This is a genomic window from Prosthecobacter sp. (genome assembly GCF_044227185.1).
In the GTDB taxonomy this organism is placed as follows: domain Bacteria; phylum Verrucomicrobiota; class Verrucomicrobiia; order Verrucomicrobiales; family Verrucomicrobiaceae; genus Prosthecobacter.
In genome coordinates this window covers 73,106-87,923 of the sequence record NZ_JBGAFO010000019.1, presented here as the reverse complement: position 1 = coordinate 87,923, position 14,818 = coordinate 73,106, and the positions used below count along the sequence as shown (strand labels likewise).

Sequence of the window (14,818 nt, the reverse complement as noted above, 5' to 3'; positions counted from 1 at the left end):
CAGGAGTGTCCGTCGTACTACCCGATCTTGCTCACGCTCTTCAGCACCAGCGCCGGTTTTCCATCCTCGCGCGCCTGGACCAGATCAATGCTGAACTCAGCCTGCCAGTCGTTGAGTTCTTCGGGATCGATCAGCACCTGGCACACGCGCCAGGTCGTCTGGTCCTCGCTGGGTTCCACGTAGGTGTGGCGGCCGTTGCGGGCTTCGTTGTCCAGGCGGATGCGCTCGTGTTCGGCGTAGTAGGGCTCCATGACGGCGGCCAGTGTGTCGGCCGTGAAAGGGCCGCTCACAGTGCTGACGGCGGCGGTGTAGTTTTCCAGCGAGAGCAGGCGCAGGAAGCGGAAGATCTCGGTGCGGATGAGCGCGGTGAATTCGCGCTTGTTGCGCGTGATGTCGGGGGCTTCCTCGCGCTTCTCCTTCACCTCATCCGGCTTGAAGTTCGGATCGCGCATGCGTTCCCATTCGTCCAGCAGGCTGGAGTCGGTGCCGCGCAGCACGCCCGCCAGCCAGGCCTCCATCTCCTGCACGGGCTCGGTCTTGAAGTTGTCCGGCACGGTTTGCGCCAGCACCTTGTGTACGCTGGAGAGGTGGCGCAGCAGCACGCCCTCTGCGCGCTGCAGGTCGTAGTCGTTGATGTAGTCGCTGAAGCTGCGGAAGTTCTCAAACATCTCCCGCGCGATGCTCTTGGGCCGGATGTTTTCCTGGCCCACCCAGGGATGCGCGTCGCTGAAGGCGTTGAAGGTGCTGTAGATGAAATCACGGCAGGGCTTGGGGTATTCCAGTTCCTCCAGCTTGGCGATGCGCTCCTCATACGGAATGCCCTCGTTCTTCATCGCCACCATGGCCTCGTCCTTCACCTGGTCGAGCTGGCGGCGCAGGATGATGTCCGGATTCTCCAGGATGGATTCGCACAGTGTCATCACATCCGCCGCATAGGTGGGTGATGCGGGATCAATGAGCGCCAGCGTGTCGATGAGATACAGAGAGAGCGTGTAGTTCAGCGAGAAATCCTCCTGCAGCTCCACATTCAGCCGCAGCTTCGTGCCATCGCTGTCGCGCCGCGCGGGTGGGATGATCTCGATGATCTTGCGCCTCGCCAGGGCCTTGAAGAGCTCCCATGCGCGCTTCTCGTGCTGCTTCTTCGCGTTGGTGGTCTCATGCGAGTCCGCAATGAGCTGGCGCATGGCGGCACATTCATCGCCTTTGCGGCTCAGCACCTGCAGCAGCATGCCGTGGGAAACCTGAAAGCGAGAGGTCAGCGGTTCGGGCGCGGCGGTTTGCAGCCTTTTGAAGGTGTCCTCATTCCAGCCCACGAAGCCCTCGGGCGGTTTCTTCTTCACCATCTTGCGCAGTTTCTTCACATCGCCAGCGGCCTTGGCTTCCATCTTCGCATTTTCCACCACATGCTCCGGAGCCTGGCACACCACGTAGCCTACATCATCATAGCCACGGCGTCCGGCACGGCCGGTGATCTGGTGGAAATCCCGCGCGCTCAGTGTCGCCACCTTTTCACCACCATACTTGCTCAGGCGCGTGAGCAGCACGGTGCGGATGGGTACATTCACTCCCACGCCCAGCGTGTCCGTGCCGCAGATGACCTTCAGCAGCCCGCGCTGCGCCAGCTTTTCCACCAGCACGCGATACTTTGGCAGCAGTCCTGCATGGTGAATCCCCACGCCATGGCTCAGGTACTTCTTCACCTCCTTGCCGTAGGGGCTGGTGAACTTCGCGCCCACCAGCGCCTCTTTGATCGCCGCTTTTTCCGCCGTGCTGCAGAAGTTCAGGCTCATCAGATCCTGCGCCGCCTGCGCAGCCTCGTTCTGCGTGAAGTGCACGAGATAGACCGGCGCCTTGTTCGCGGCGACGAGCTCCTGCAGCGTCACGTCGATGGAAGTCTGCGCGTAGGTGAACTCCAGCGGCACCGGGCGCTCATACGCGGCCACCACCGTGGTCTCCGCCTTCGTCAGGCGCGTGAGACCTTCTTTGAAAAACTCGGTGCCGCCCATGGTGGCGGACATCAGTAGAAAGCGTGCGTTGCTCATCGTCAGCAGCGGCACCTGCCAGGCCACGCCGCGCTCACGGTCTGAGTAGTAGTGAAACTCGTCCATGATCACCTCACGAAAGGGGGCCTGCGCGCCGTCCCGCAGCGCGTAGTTGGCCAGAATCTCCGCCGTGCAGCAGAGGATGGGCGCGCTGCGGTTCACGGTGGCATCGCCCGTCGCCATGCCCACATTGTCAGGGCCGAAGTCGCGGCACAGCGAGAGAAATTTTTCATTCACTAGCGCCTTGATGGGGCAGGTGTAAACGGAGCGCCGTCCCTTCGCCAGAGAGCGGAAGTGCAGCGCCAGGGCCACCAGCGATTTGCCTGAGCCCGTGGGCGTGTTCAGGATCACATTGCGATCATCGAACAGCTCCAAAATCGCTTCCTCCTGCGCGGGGTAGAGCTCCAGATTTTTCTCCGCCACATAGTCGAGAAACGACGCCAGCAGCTCGTCATTGGAGCAGTCGGTGGATTTCGGCAGTCGGCGCAGCAGCGGGTGGTCGGTCATTCACCGCATCCATAAAGGAGCCCGGTTGCTGTGCAACTGATGCAGCAGCGCAGCGGCGCAACTTTTAAAACGGCGGCGGGCCAAAGCCAGGCGGCGGGCGCATGCCTGGTCCTCCGGGACCTCCTGGACCGCCAGGGCCACCGCGACGACCCCGTCCGGGCGGGCCGCCACCTCCCGGCGGGCCGCGGCGCGCGAAGCTGGCGTCCGGAGTTCCAGCAAACTGACGCGGAACGAAGGGATACTCGTCCGTGAGCACATAGTAGTAGGTGCCCTGGGGAAACTCCGGCGTCACGCCAAAGCGTCCATTGCTGGCGTCAAGGTCCCCCGTGCCCTCCACATACTCGTAGTCCTGCACAAAGGCGCCGTCATACTTGCCGCCGGGGGAGCCCTCCGGGCGCGTGCCGTGTTTGATCGCGTAGCTCGTGCTGAGTTTTTTCAGGGCGCTCTTGGGATTTTTGGCCTCGCTGTAGCCCCAGGGGCCGTAGATGGGGAAGCCGTCCGCAGCCCAGCCCACGTGCACCATCTGGGGCTTGCCGCCGCTGATCTTTTCGATCATGCCATTGGGAATGCCGTGATAGTGATACGCTCCGTTGGGCTGCACATGCGCATTGCTGGAGTCCAGGCCGAGATCGATCGCTCCGCCATGGGGCTCGTACTGCCAGCCGCTTTGTGGATTGCCCTGCCACCACTCCGCGGCAAAGGGATCAAACACCACGCCATTCACCGCGATGCCAAAGGGCTGCATGTGAAAGGGCACCGGCTTTTCCGCCACCTTGGGGTGCAGCGGCACCTTGTAGTCATATCTCTGCGCGGCGATCACGTTGGGATTGTGCCGGTTGGGAAACTGGCCGGGCGTGTGATCTGGAATTCCATTGGCCTGAATGCGGCGGTAGCCATCGTCCGTGGTGATCTTCACCTCGCTCTGCGGCAGTTGCGAGGAAGCCGCCAGACAGGCGGAGACAAGAACGGCGCTGCTCATTTGGAGCAGCCGTGCGGGAGTGGCAGAGAGGCGGGAGGATCTCATGTGTGTGAGCCTAACCCCAAGGTTGTTATTTCGTTACGAAAAATAATCCACTCCGAGGGCTGCGCGTTTCTTCCTTGCATCCTGAGAGGGTTTCCCGTTTGCATCTCCTCATGCCGAAGGCCCCTCATTCCAAATCCGCACGCATCCCGCAGGTGGCTGTTCTGGTCGATACCTCGCGCTCTTATGGGCGGGACATCGTGCGCGGCGTCCGGCGCTATGTGGCGGAGCACGGGCCGTGGTCGCTGTACCTGGAGCCGCGGGATCTGCGCAGCCGCTTTCCGGCCTGGCTCAAAGACTGGCCTGGAGACGGCATTCTCTCCCGCACGGTTGATGACGCCCTGCTGCGCCAGCTCAAGGCCACGAAGCTGCCGGTCATCGAGCTGCGCACCACCGTGCTGCCGCATTCGTTTCCGTTTGTCGGCATGGACAATAGCATCGTGGGCACCCGCGTGGCGGAGCACCTGCGCAATCGCGGCTTTCAGCGCTTCGCCTGTTATCTGGACACCGCCGAGGCTTTTTTTGTGGAGCGCAGGGAGTGGTTTGTGAAAACCCTGCGCAGGCATGGCTTTGAGTGCTCCGTATTCAAATCAGGCGGGGCAGGGAGGCAGCCGCTGCGCTGGGATGAGCACCAGCGGGCGCTGGCGGAGTGGCTTGCGTCTTTGGAGAAACCGGTGGGGATCTTTGCCGTGAATGACCAGCTCGGCTTCTGGCTGCTGGACGCCGCACGGCGCGCGGGCATCGCCGTGCCGGAGGAGGTGGCCGTGGTCGGTGCGGAGAATGACAACATGCTGTGTGATACGGCGTCGCCTCCGCTCTCCAGCGTGCGCCTGCGCGGGCAGGCGGTGGGCTACGATGCCGCGCGCATTCTCGATGAGTGGATGTCGAAAAAGCGTGTTCCCAAGCCCGGTGAAAAGCACCTCCTGGCGCCGGGAGACATCGTCGTGCGCCAGTCCAGCGACATCGTGGCCGTGGAAGATCCCCGCATCGCCGCCGCCCTGCGCTTCATCCGCCAGCACGCCACCGAGCAGATCGATGTGACGCGTGTGGCGCGCGAGACCGCGCTTTCACGCAGCGTTTTGGAGCGCCGCATGAAGGCCCTCATCGGCCGCAGCCCCGGGGAGGAGATCAACCGCATCCGCTTTGCCGCCGTGGAGAAACTGCTCTCCCAAACCGATCTCACGCTGGATGCCATCGCCGCCCGCTGCGGCTTCACTCACCCGCAGTACATGGCGGAGGCGTTTCGGAAGCGCGCGGGAATGACGCCGGGGGAGTTTCGGAGGCAGAGGGCGGTGTAGGCGGTAGGCAGTAAATCAGTGCGTCAGTGAGGACGCAGTCCGAAACGCCACCGGTGAGACCACTCGTGACGTCTGGCTTGGAAGACCTTCGCAAAGGCTACGACACCCGAGAACCACAAACTGACCACTGGCTACTGATTCACTGACTACTGGCTCCCGAATCACCGCGCTTTGCCTGAAACAACTGCACCGCCTTGAGGATCATCGCCGCGCGGGAGCCGAAGATGAAGTTGTTGAACTCGGGGCGGAGTTCCATGATGTGGAGGCACATGGCCTGCAGGATCATGAGGTCGGCTCCCATGAAGGAAAAGCTCTTCCCATTGGCAAAATAGAATTTCGCGCCGCTGCCCACGGCGATTTCCACTTTGGTCAGGTCTTCCACGCGGCCTTCGCTTTGTTTCCAGCGTCGGCAGAACCAGTGGGAAATGACGCCGTCCTCGATCCGGATGGACACCAGCAGGGTGGGCAGGACGAAGAGTGGAATCAGTCCACCGATGCCCAGGCTGAAACCCAGCAGCATTTTGATGTCCAGCGGGCGTCCTTGGTGGTGGTTCATGGCGCCGATCGCCACCGCAATCACCACCCCGATCCCGAGGCAGACGATCATGAGGGTGCGTATCTCTTTCCAGGTGTTGCCGAATTCAGCGGGCATAATGAATAAGCCATTGCTTTAGCGGAAGCGCGCCCGCCTGGGCAAGAAAAAAGGCGGCCTCGCGGGAATCGGACCGCCTTGAGGATTAAGCGCTGCTCAGGTCAGGGAAGGGTCCTCACGCTGGAGACGATTTTGTTCAGCGTCTTCAGACTTCTTTCACTGTCTTTGCGCGAGACCCAGTAGGTGATGGTCAGCACTTTCCCATCGCCCACATCGGTGGAGAGGAAACCAATCATCGCCGGACCCCAGTCTCTGCTGGCGCCGCTCCAGGAAACACGGTTCCATCGGCGACCGCCATTTTCGAAGTCCTGGGTCTCCCTCGTCGCGTTGTCGATCCGCACATCGTGGTCTTCCGTGAGCTTGATGCTTTCCTCGATGACACTGTTGATTTCCTTCTGGTAGGCCACGACTTCGAGGTAGATCGCCGCCGCATTGTCCGGGGACGCTGCGAGAATGCCAGCCTCTGATTTTGCGGGCTCCCAGTAATCCGGCAGCGTGAGCATGCTCGCTGGCCTGTTCGCAGGAATCACGATCATCTCTGCCGAAGCCAGCGTGGGAGCACAGGCCAGAATGAGCGCGGCAACAATGGAGACGTTTTTCATGAGTGCGGAATGACCCGCACTAGAAAATCGCAAACCAGCAAGCGGGTGGCCTTGCCCGAGCTTTACATTTCCAAGGTTTTGGAAATCAATGGGATAGGGGGCGTGCTTTAATCAAAACAGGCCTGCGGCGGCAAGAAAAAAGGCGGGCCCGCTGAAACGGTGCCCGCCTCGGTGAAAGGGATGCAGATTACGGAACGGACTTCACGCTGGAGAAGATCTTGCCCAGGGTTTCCAGGCTCTTCTCGCTGTCTTTCTTCGAGATCCAGTAGGTGATCGTCAGCACTTTGCCATCGCCCACTTCAGTGAAGAGGAAGCCGATCACGGCAGGACCCCACTCCTTGCTCTCACCGCTCCAGGAGATGCGGCTCCACTTGCGGCCGGAGTCTTCAAAGTCTTTTTCCTCCTTGGTGGCGGCGTCCACTTTCACCTCGTGTTCTTCCGTCAGCCATTTGATGCTTTCTTCAATCACGCTGTCCATTTCCTTTTTGGTGCCTACCACTTCGAGGTAGATGGTGGCCACGTTGTCCGGAGACTCCGCCAGGATGCCGTCTCCATCCTCTTCCGGTTCCCAGGAGTCCGGGATGTTTGCCGTCATGGCCGGTTTGTCCTCCGGCAGCTTGATGGTGCCGGCCGGAGCCAGGGCGGGGAAAAGGGCGAGAATGAGGGTGGCGGCAATGAGTTTATTTTTCATGAGTATGGAGTGACAGGCACTACAATTCGCAACAAACGGAGCCGTGGATTTGTCCGCAACTGAAATTCTGAAAGCTTTTTGAAATCAGTGCTGCGCCCCCAAAAAAAAACCGGGGCGGATCACCCGATCCACCCCGGTTCTTTGAAGTGCGTACCAACAGCCATGCAGGAACCACTATCTTTGAAATTTTCGTTGCGACAGGCGGCCTGGTGCCGCTCTCGTTGTCTGGCGGTAGATTCGCACAGCCCTGCGGCGATATGTCAGAACGGTGTAAAACCTTCGCAAGGAAGATGAAATCCTGTGCGCCGGGGACGCACCTGTTTAAGCCAGCGGATTTGGCTGCGCATGCCCGTTTCTCCGCTTCTGCAGCAGCACCCGCGTCATCAGCAGCACGATCAGGAGGTTGAAAACCAGCGCGGACACCCGCACCCACGTCACCTTGGCGTAGATTTCGTACACTTCGAAAGGCAGGTAGATGCAGGCGCCCGCCAGAGCCAGCCACTCCGCCCAGGTCTTCTGCTTCCACAGCCCGTAGGCCTCCACCAGGCGGAGGCTGGAATACAGCAGCGCCATGCCGGCCAGGGACCACAAACGGGTGTCGTTTAGCGAAGACATCAGATCCATGAAGATGTGCGGGTACTTCCTGGCCGGATTCAGGTGAAACTGCACCACCAACTCCTCCCCCAGCGCATGCAGGTCCCGGTGCAGCAGCCCCAGCAGGCCAAAACCCGCCAGCAGCACCGCAGTCCCCTTGGCCGCCTCAATGGCGGCGACGATGTCGAGACTTTTGCGCAGGCCGGAGGAGGTCATGGTGGGTCAGCATGAGGCCACCCATGGGAAGGCGGGTGGCTCATCACACCTGATTCATCGTCCCGCCAGCCATGCGGGGATGTATTTGAAACGGGGCAGGGTTTCTGCCGTCTCACACCGTATTCACTCACTCCGCAAACTTCGTCGTCACGCCCTTCACCTGCGCCGCGGCTTTCTCTCCACGTTCCCGGCCCAGCACGCACATCGCCGTGGCCAGGGCGTCGCTGGTGGTGCAGTCGGACGCGATGACGGAGCAGGCGATGCGCTGGGTCAGCCCCATGCCCGTCTTTGGCGAAACAATGTGCGAGTAGCGCTGGCCTTCGATCTCGGTGAATTGATACAGATCTCCGGAGGTGGAGACGCCGCAGTTGTGCAGGCGCACGGCGACGAGGTCCTCCTCTGGCGCGGCGTGGGTGAACTGCCGCAGCTTGATCTCCCACGCCTCCTCTCCCGGCGGCGGATCACCGATGGCGATGTCTCCGCCGGCCATGACCAGAGCGCGGTTGAGCCCGTGCTTCCGCAAAACCTTCAGTCCTGCATCCGCCGCGTAGCCTTTGGCAATGCCGCCGAGATCCAGCAGCATGCCGGGCTTCGTGAGCGTGATCGTGCGCGCTTTCTCATCCAGCTTCACGGCCTGCCAGTCGGTGGCCGCCAGGGCCTGCCGCAGGCGGTCGGCGGGCGGCAGTTTGTGGGTGCGCTTGGTGCGGCGCCAAAGGTGGGAGAGGTTGCCGCAGGTGATGTCAAAGGCACCTTCGGTAAGCCGCGAAAACTCCAGGGAGCGCGAGACGAGAGCAAAGAGATCCGCGCTGGCTTTGAAAGGCTTGTCCGGACCGGCGTTGCAGAGCTGCATGAGCTCGCTGTTGGGCTCGTAGTCGGAGAAGACCGCGTTCAGGGCGGCGATGCGCTTGAAGGCGGCATCAGCAGCCGCCTCGGCCTGCGCCTTCGTTTCCGCATGCAGTGAGATGCGGAAGGTGGTGAACATCAGCGGCGCGGAGAAATCGAAACGCTCCAGCGCCTGCGCGGGCAGGGCGCAGAGGAGAAGGAACAGAAGGTGGCGGGAGATCACGCGGAACGGTGGGCGGCAAGCCTGACCGGCTGAAGCCGGTACTACAATACGAAGAGTCTGAACGGGCTAAAGCCCGAACTACGAGCCCTGACACCCGCCCGCCTCACCACGCCGGTTCCGCGTGCAGTGCATCGGTGAGATCAAAGGCAGGCACTGAGACGGGGCGGATGCGGGTCGTCACCGGTTTGGCCAGCGCCTCGCAGGCCGTGCGGATGGCCGGAATGGCCGCCGTGCTCTGGCAGCGCACCAGCAGCACCCGGCGCTGGGGCAGGCCGTGCAGATAAATGACACCCGCATCATGCTGCTGGATGATTTCCAGGCAGTCGCCGCTGCCGGAGCGGCGGCCCAGTTCGGAGGCGGCGGAGAGCGTGGCGTGGGCCAGCACGAGGATGGCGGCGGTCGGCGGCTCGGCATCGCCTGCGCAATCGAGCAGACGCCCCGCGTCATCGGCGATGGCGGCCTGAATCACGTCGGGAAGGGTGGCAAGGGCTGCAAGATGCATGGTCGGTGGATGAATGGGGTTAGGCGGCCAGGGCGTGGGTGGGCAGTTCATGCGGCATGGCGGCGTCGCCGGCCGCGGCGGCGGTGCGCAGGCGGAACTGATGCAGCACCGCCTGGGAGATGGCGTTCAGCGTGGCCAGCACGTTGCGCCCGCTGCGCGCGTCAGATTCAAAGCTCAGGAAAGGCGTGGGCCGGTTGTTGAAAAGGTATTCCAGGTACTCCACTGGCGCGGCATTGGGCAGGTCGCGCTTGTTGTACTGCATCACGATGGGCAGGCGGTCCAGCGAGCTGTCGTTCATGCGCAGGTTCGCCTCCAGGCTTTGCAGGGACTGCAGGTTGTCGCGCTGGCGGTCCATCTGCGAGTCCGCCACAAACACCACGCCATCGGCCTGCCGCAGCACCAGTTGCAGCGTGGCATTGTAGGTCACCTGCCCGGGCACGGTGTAGAGGTGGAAGGTGGTCTTGTAGCCGGGCAGCGCGTCCGCCTCCACCGCCAGGAAGTCGAAGAACAGCGTGCGGTCCTGTGCGGTGGAGAGCGAGACCAGGTCGCTGCAGCCATTGGGGTCCAGCTTGGCGTGGATCTGCTGCAGATTGGAGGTCTTCCCGCTCAGCGGAGTCCCGCAATAGACAATCTTGAAGCTGACGGTGCGTTCGTCGTGATCGATGCTGGGCATGGCGGGAGGGGATGACGAATGATGGATAAGTGAACGCCGCAGCCTGCCAGGTTTTTAACCCAGCATGCGGGCCAGTTCACGGGCGATGAGGGTGATCTTGTCGCGCATGCCGGTGGAGGGTTCGTCATCGTGCAGTACGCCGATGATGGACTCTCCGGGGAAGCAGAAGGTCAGCAGACGGCCCCCGGCATTGAGCGTGAAAGTCTCCGCGCCCTCGATGCCGATGAGCGGTGCCAGATTGCGGAGCTGGCGCGCGATGTCCGGCGCCTGCCGCTGAAACTCCGCCGCATCCGGCTTGCTGCTGTCCGCGTGGCTCAGCACATGGGAGCCGTGCAGGCAGACGCAGGCGCTCAGGCCCTGCTGCAGGGCCAGAAGCTCCACCACGCGCGGCGCGGCCAGTTTTTCCTCGGTGCCCAGCAGCGCGCGCAGCAGGAGCTGGTCCGTCTGCGTGTCCAGCGGGGAGAGGCCCAGGAAGGAATGCTTCACCGCCGCCATCTTGCCCGGAGCCGCTGCGGCCGGGGCAGGGGCTGCCGCTGCTGGAGCGGGCTTCGGCTCTGGTCTGGCCGCTGGCGTCGCCGGCTCTGAGAACAGGGGCACATTCACAGCCTGGGAGCTGAACAACCCGCGTGAAGCAGGCTGCGGCTCGGGGGCCGCTGGTGTGGGGAAAGAGGGAATTTCCTCCAGCGCTGGCGCAAAGGACGGTGTGGGCTGAAACGCGGCCGGAGCGGGGGCGGGTGCTGCCACCGCTGGTGCAAACAGGCTGCCAGCGGGCTTGGCTTCGGGTGCCGGGGCAAAGAGCGAGGGCGTCGGCTGGGAGGCGGGCGCCTGCCCCAGCAACTGTGCGCTGCTCAAACCCGACTCCACCGGTGCTTTTGCCGCCAGCGGCCCGGTCGATGACGAGGCAAAGGGATCAAAAGGTTTCGCGGTTCCAGCGAGAGGCGAGCTCGGCGGGCCTCCGGCAGGTGAGGGCGGAGCGCCAAAGGACTGAAAAGCACCGGCGAGCGGCTGCAAAGGTTTAGACGGGCTCGCAGCCGCCGGCGGTGTGGCGGCAAAGAGCGGCGGAGAGGACGCGGCAGGCGGTGCGGCCTCCACCGGTGCAGCAGGAGCCGTGAACGCAAACGATGCTGGCGCAGCCGCGGGCTGGGGAGAGCCAAAGGCAGACATCGGCGCGGGTGCCGGTTCAGGAGCAGAGAAGGAGAAGGGTGCCGGGCCGCTGCCAGGCTGAGCCGCTCCGAAGGCAGACGAGGCTGCGGGTGCAGGCACAGGTGCCGGCGTTCCCATGGGCTGGCTTTGAGTGAAGGGCGTCAGTGCCGCGCCAAACATCGGCGCCTGAGCCGCCACCATAGGTGGCTGCGCCGCAGCGGCCGTGAACAGCGGCTGGGAGTTTTGCGCGGGCTGCTGCTGTGCAGGATTCGGCTGCACGGACAGCTTCGCAGGCGCGGCAGCCGGGCTCGCACTGCCAAAGGGGGAGGCCGCAGCCGCAGGAGCACCCGCAGGGGCGGCCGACATGTTCGTCAGCGCATGAAACACCTCGTTCTGCGGCACTTTGATCCTGAAATCACGCTTGGCATTTCCAAGGGTATTGCGGAATCCGATGTCTGAAATGCCATCGATGAGCAGGCCGAGCTCCAGCATCACGTTGCCGGAGGAGATCTGCTCGTTCAGGACGCTGGCTGGAACGCTCGTGGTGATCCATGCCGGAAGGGTGGCTGGGTTGAAGCCCAGCTCTTCCACGCTGTAACCGCTCAGCACTGCGGCAAAGCCCAGCTTGGCCATGCCCGAGGCCGAGCCGCCACCCATGGCCGGAGCAGCAGCCTGGGACGGTGCGGGAGATGGAGCGGGTGCCGCAAAAGCATTCAGCACAGGCGCCTCGGCCGGCGGAGCCGCCTCCTTCATGGCCGAGACAAACGGAGAGCCAAACGGCATGCCCGGCGCATTGGCATTGGCCGCGTCTGAGGGCGTGGAGGCACGTTGCTGCGCCTGCGGAGTGAACAAAACGGAAATAGAAGCCTGAGGCTGGACGGGCGGCTTGCTCTCGGGCGGCGCAGCGGGGAAGGGGGATGCAGACGCCACCGCAGGCTGCGGCGACATGCCACCGAAGGGCGAGGCGCCCGCCGGTGGGCCGCCGGCAAAAGGCGATCCCGCCGGAGGCGGCATGCCGAAGGGCGAGCCCGCAGGGCTGGCACCCATGGAGAAAGGCGAGGCAGGTGCTGCGGCGGGTTCAGGCACCGGAGGCTGCTGCGGCATGCTGAAAGGCGACCCCACAGGACTTCCACCCATCGAGAAAGGCGAAGCAGGCGCTGCGGCCGGTTCAGGCGCGGCAGGCTGCGGCATGCTGAAAGGCGACCCCCCAGGACTGGCACCCATGGAGAAAGGCGAAGCAGGTGCTGCGGCGGGTTCAGGTGCCGCAGGCTGCTGTGGCATGCTGAAAGGGGAGCCTGCGGGGCTGCCACCCAGTGAGAAGGGCGAACCTGGTGCCGCAGTGGAGGCCGGCGGCTGTTGCTGTGACAGGCTGAAAGGCGACCCCACAGGGGTACCACCCAAGGCGAACGGCGAGCCAGACGCCGGCGCGGCCATCGCAGAAGCCGCAGGCTGCTGCGAAAGGCTGAAGGGAGAGCCCCCCGGCCCGCCACCCAGTGCGAAGGGCGAGCCAGACGCGGGCGCCGGTGCTGCGGGCTGCTGAGCCATGCTGAAAGGAGACCCTGCCGGGCTTCCCCCCATTGAGAAAGGCGAGACCGCAGGCTGCTGCGGTGGCGCGGGCTCCGCATTCGGCTGCGCCATCTGGAATGGAGAGCCCGCCGGAGCGCCAGCGGACGGTCCAGGCTGAACCAGCGAAAACGGTGAAGGCGCTGGCGACGGCGCGGCGGCAGGCGCTCCCACATTTCCTTCACGCGCCTGGGCGATCAAGCCCGGAAGTTTCGTGGCAGGCAGGGCCACCAGCCGAGGGTCCTGCGGAGAGATGGGCACCTGAAACAGCGCGGGGCAGACGCGGTACAGCTCAAACACCGGCAGCGCCGCCTGGCCGCTGCGCAGGGCGTTTTCCAGCAGCACCGGTGGAAGCGAGAGCGGCTGCTCCGCGGGCAGCGCTCCCATGCGCACCACTTCGGGCGGCAGTTGATTGATCACGTCTCCCACGGTGAGCGGTGCGTTCGTGGGCGTGGCTCCGACGACACTGAAAGGCGAGATTCCCTGGGCCGAATTGATCGGCGGCGCGGCGATCGGCTCGTTGCCAGCGGTTTTAAAAAGGGGATTGCCCCCGATTTGAAATGGGGATGCACCCGCTGAAAACTGTTGAGGGGGGGACGCTTGCATGGAGGGGAGACTATGAGTGCCTGTGCCAGCCACCCTCTGAGGATGTGCCCCCGCAGCGAAATAGGGTTGAGCGTCTTGCCCCGGTTCATTGGAACCGGCTCCACGCTGAAACAAACTTCGGAACGAGAAACTCATCGGCGGATGAAGCGGCCCGACTTAGCAAGATAGCCAGTCTGTGTAAAAAATCTAGTAATTATAAACAAATACCTCAGCATCTGAGTTTATTAATTGAGCTTAAATATTATTTATTCCCACACACTTCAAGGCTTTTCATTGGTTTTCACGCATCTGAATCATTCTTCAGCAACCATGAGGCCATTCCTCCCTGGGATTGAGTCATCCTCCTGGAAAAGACGGGCTCCATCATCCGCCCCTGAAAACTCCCGCTCCTGCCGGTTCAGCAAAATGAATTTCAAATCTTCATGATTTTTCTCTTGCGGAATCACGCATTGAACGCACTATCCCCGCCCGCTCGAAACCGAGCAAAACAAGACCCCTTCGTCTAGCGGTTAGGACACATCCCTTTCACGGATGCGACACGAGTTCGATTCTCGTAGGGGTCGCCACTCTTTCAAAGAGTGGCGGCCGAGACAGAAAGGTCTCCACGGAAACTAAAGCGGCACAAACCAGCAGTCGTGAACACGCGACGAACTCACTGGACACCGCACCCGCCTCCGCTAAGGCATGAAGCACATGTCTTCCTCACGCGGCAAACTTTTCATCACCGGTCATCAGGGGCTCGTCGGGCGCGCATTGATGCGTCATTACGCCAGCAAGCCCGAGTGGCAGATCATCACCCGCACCAAGGCGGAGCTGGACCTGCGCGATCAGCACGCCACGGACGCCTTCTTCGCCGCGGAAAAGCCGGATCAGGTGATCCTCGCCGCCGCCACGGTGGGCGGCATCAAGGCCAGCTACACCCACCCGGTCGATTTCCTGCTGAACAACCTGCAGATTCAAAACAGTGTGCTTTCCGCCGCGCACCGCTTTGACACGAAAAAAGTCCTCTTCCTCGGCAGCACCTGCATTTACCCCAAGGTGGTCGAGATTCCCATCCGCGAAGACAGCCTCATGACCGGACCGATGGAGGAAACCAATGCGCCCTACGGCGTGGCCAAGATCGCCGGCATCAAGCTCTGCCAGGGCTACCGCCATCAGCACGGGCGCGACTTCATCTGCGGCATGCCGGCCAATCTCTACGGCCCCTACGACAACTTCGACCCGGAGCATTCCCACGTGCTGCCTTCGCTGATCCGCCGCTTCCACGAGGCCAAGCTGCACAACAAACCCTCCGTCACCCTCTGGGGCAGCGGCAAGCCCACACGTGAGTTCCTTTTCGTGGACGACCTCGCCTCCGCCTGCGCCTTCCTCTTGGAAAACTACAGCAGCCCGGACATCATCAACATCGGCACCGGCCAGGAAATCAGCATCCGCGACGCCGCGGAGGCGATCCGCTCCATCACCGGCTACCAAGGCGAGATCTGCTGGGACACCACCCAGCCCGATGGCAATCCGCGCCGCCTGCTGGATGTCAGCCGCCTGGAAAAGCTCGGCTGGAAGGCCGCGACCGACTTCCGCGAAGGCGTGGCCCGCACCTACCAGTGGTTTCTGGAAAACCGCGCCACCGCGCGCGTGTAGTCGC

General features: G+C 63.0%; 12 protein-coding genes and 1 tRNA gene. 3 read left to right on the top strand and 10 right to left on the bottom strand.

What is annotated here, in order from left to right:
- Window positions 1-17: 17 nt before the first annotated feature.
- Together ACILSQ_RS29885 and ACILSQ_RS29880 are read right to left on the bottom strand one after the other, a co-directional pair.
- Window positions 18-2,549 (bottom strand): DEAD/DEAH box helicase, encoded by a 2,532-nt coding sequence (locus ACILSQ_RS29885; protein ID WP_395747368.1) that lies wholly within the window; start codon window positions 2,547-2,549, stop codon window positions 18-20.
- Window positions 2,550-2,613: 64 nt separating this feature from the next.
- Entirely contained in the window at window positions 2,614-3,573 is a 960-nt protein-coding gene (locus ACILSQ_RS29880) for a YHYH protein (RefSeq protein ID WP_395747367.1), read from the bottom strand.
- Between the two features lie 110 nt (window positions 3,574-3,683).
- On the opposite strand from ACILSQ_RS29880, the gene ACILSQ_RS29875 reads away from it, so the two are divergent.
- Window positions 3,684-4,868, top strand: a complete 1,185-nt coding sequence (locus tag ACILSQ_RS29875; protein ID WP_395747366.1) for a substrate-binding domain-containing protein — start codon at window positions 3,684-3,686, stop codon at window positions 4,866-4,868.
- A 139-nt stretch (window positions 4,869-5,007) separates the two neighbouring features.
- On the opposite strand, the gene ACILSQ_RS29870 is transcribed toward ACILSQ_RS29875, so the two are convergent.
- The 8 genes from ACILSQ_RS29870 to ACILSQ_RS29835 all read right to left on the bottom strand — a co-directional run bounded on the left by ACILSQ_RS29870 (window position 5,008) and on the right by ACILSQ_RS29835 (window position 13,176).
- The gene (locus tag ACILSQ_RS29870; RefSeq protein WP_395747365.1) at window positions 5,008-5,520 is read right to left on the bottom strand and encodes a hypothetical protein; all 513 of its coding nucleotides are present in this window, start codon (window positions 5,518-5,520) and stop codon (window positions 5,008-5,010) included.
- Between the two features lie 101 nt (window positions 5,521-5,621).
- Complete coding sequence (locus ACILSQ_RS29865; protein WP_395747364.1) at window positions 5,622-6,122, bottom strand: hypothetical protein; 501 nt, start codon at window positions 6,120-6,122, stop codon at window positions 5,622-5,624.
- Between the two features lie 187 nt (window positions 6,123-6,309).
- Entirely contained in the window at window positions 6,310-6,813 is a 504-nt protein-coding gene (locus ACILSQ_RS29860) for a hypothetical protein (RefSeq protein WP_395747363.1), read from the bottom strand.
- A gap of 321 nt (window positions 6,814-7,134) precedes the next feature.
- Window positions 7,135-7,623, bottom strand: a complete 489-nt coding sequence (locus ACILSQ_RS29855; protein WP_395747362.1) for a DUF2127 domain-containing protein — start codon at window positions 7,621-7,623, stop codon at window positions 7,135-7,137.
- A gap of 127 nt (window positions 7,624-7,750) precedes the next feature.
- Window positions 7,751-8,689 (bottom strand): FAD:protein FMN transferase, encoded by a 939-nt coding sequence (locus tag ACILSQ_RS29850; protein WP_395747361.1) that lies wholly within the window; start codon window positions 8,687-8,689, stop codon window positions 7,751-7,753.
- A 103-nt stretch (window positions 8,690-8,792) separates the two neighbouring features.
- Entirely contained in the window at window positions 8,793-9,191 is a 399-nt protein-coding gene (locus tag ACILSQ_RS29845; protein WP_395747360.1) for a hypothetical protein, read from the bottom strand.
- A 19-nt stretch (window positions 9,192-9,210) separates the two neighbouring features.
- The gene (locus ACILSQ_RS29840) at window positions 9,211-9,864 is read right to left on the bottom strand and encodes a GTP-binding protein (protein WP_395747359.1); all 654 of its coding nucleotides are present in this window, start codon (window positions 9,862-9,864) and stop codon (window positions 9,211-9,213) included.
- A 54-nt stretch (window positions 9,865-9,918) separates the two neighbouring features.
- Window positions 9,919-13,176: a hypothetical protein gene (locus ACILSQ_RS29835; RefSeq protein WP_395747358.1), complete on the bottom strand. Its 3,258-nt coding sequence runs from the start codon at window positions 13,174-13,176 to the stop codon at window positions 9,919-9,921.
- Between the two features lie 491 nt (window positions 13,177-13,667).
- On the opposite strand from ACILSQ_RS29835, the gene ACILSQ_RS29830 reads away from it, so the two are divergent.
- Window positions 13,668-13,742, top strand: a tRNA-Glu gene (locus ACILSQ_RS29830).
- Between the two features lie 127 nt (window positions 13,743-13,869).
- Window positions 13,870-14,814, top strand: a complete 945-nt coding sequence (locus ACILSQ_RS29825; RefSeq protein WP_395747357.1) for a GDP-L-fucose synthase family protein — start codon at window positions 13,870-13,872, stop codon at window positions 14,812-14,814.
- Window positions 14,815-14,818: the final 4 nt, after the last annotated feature.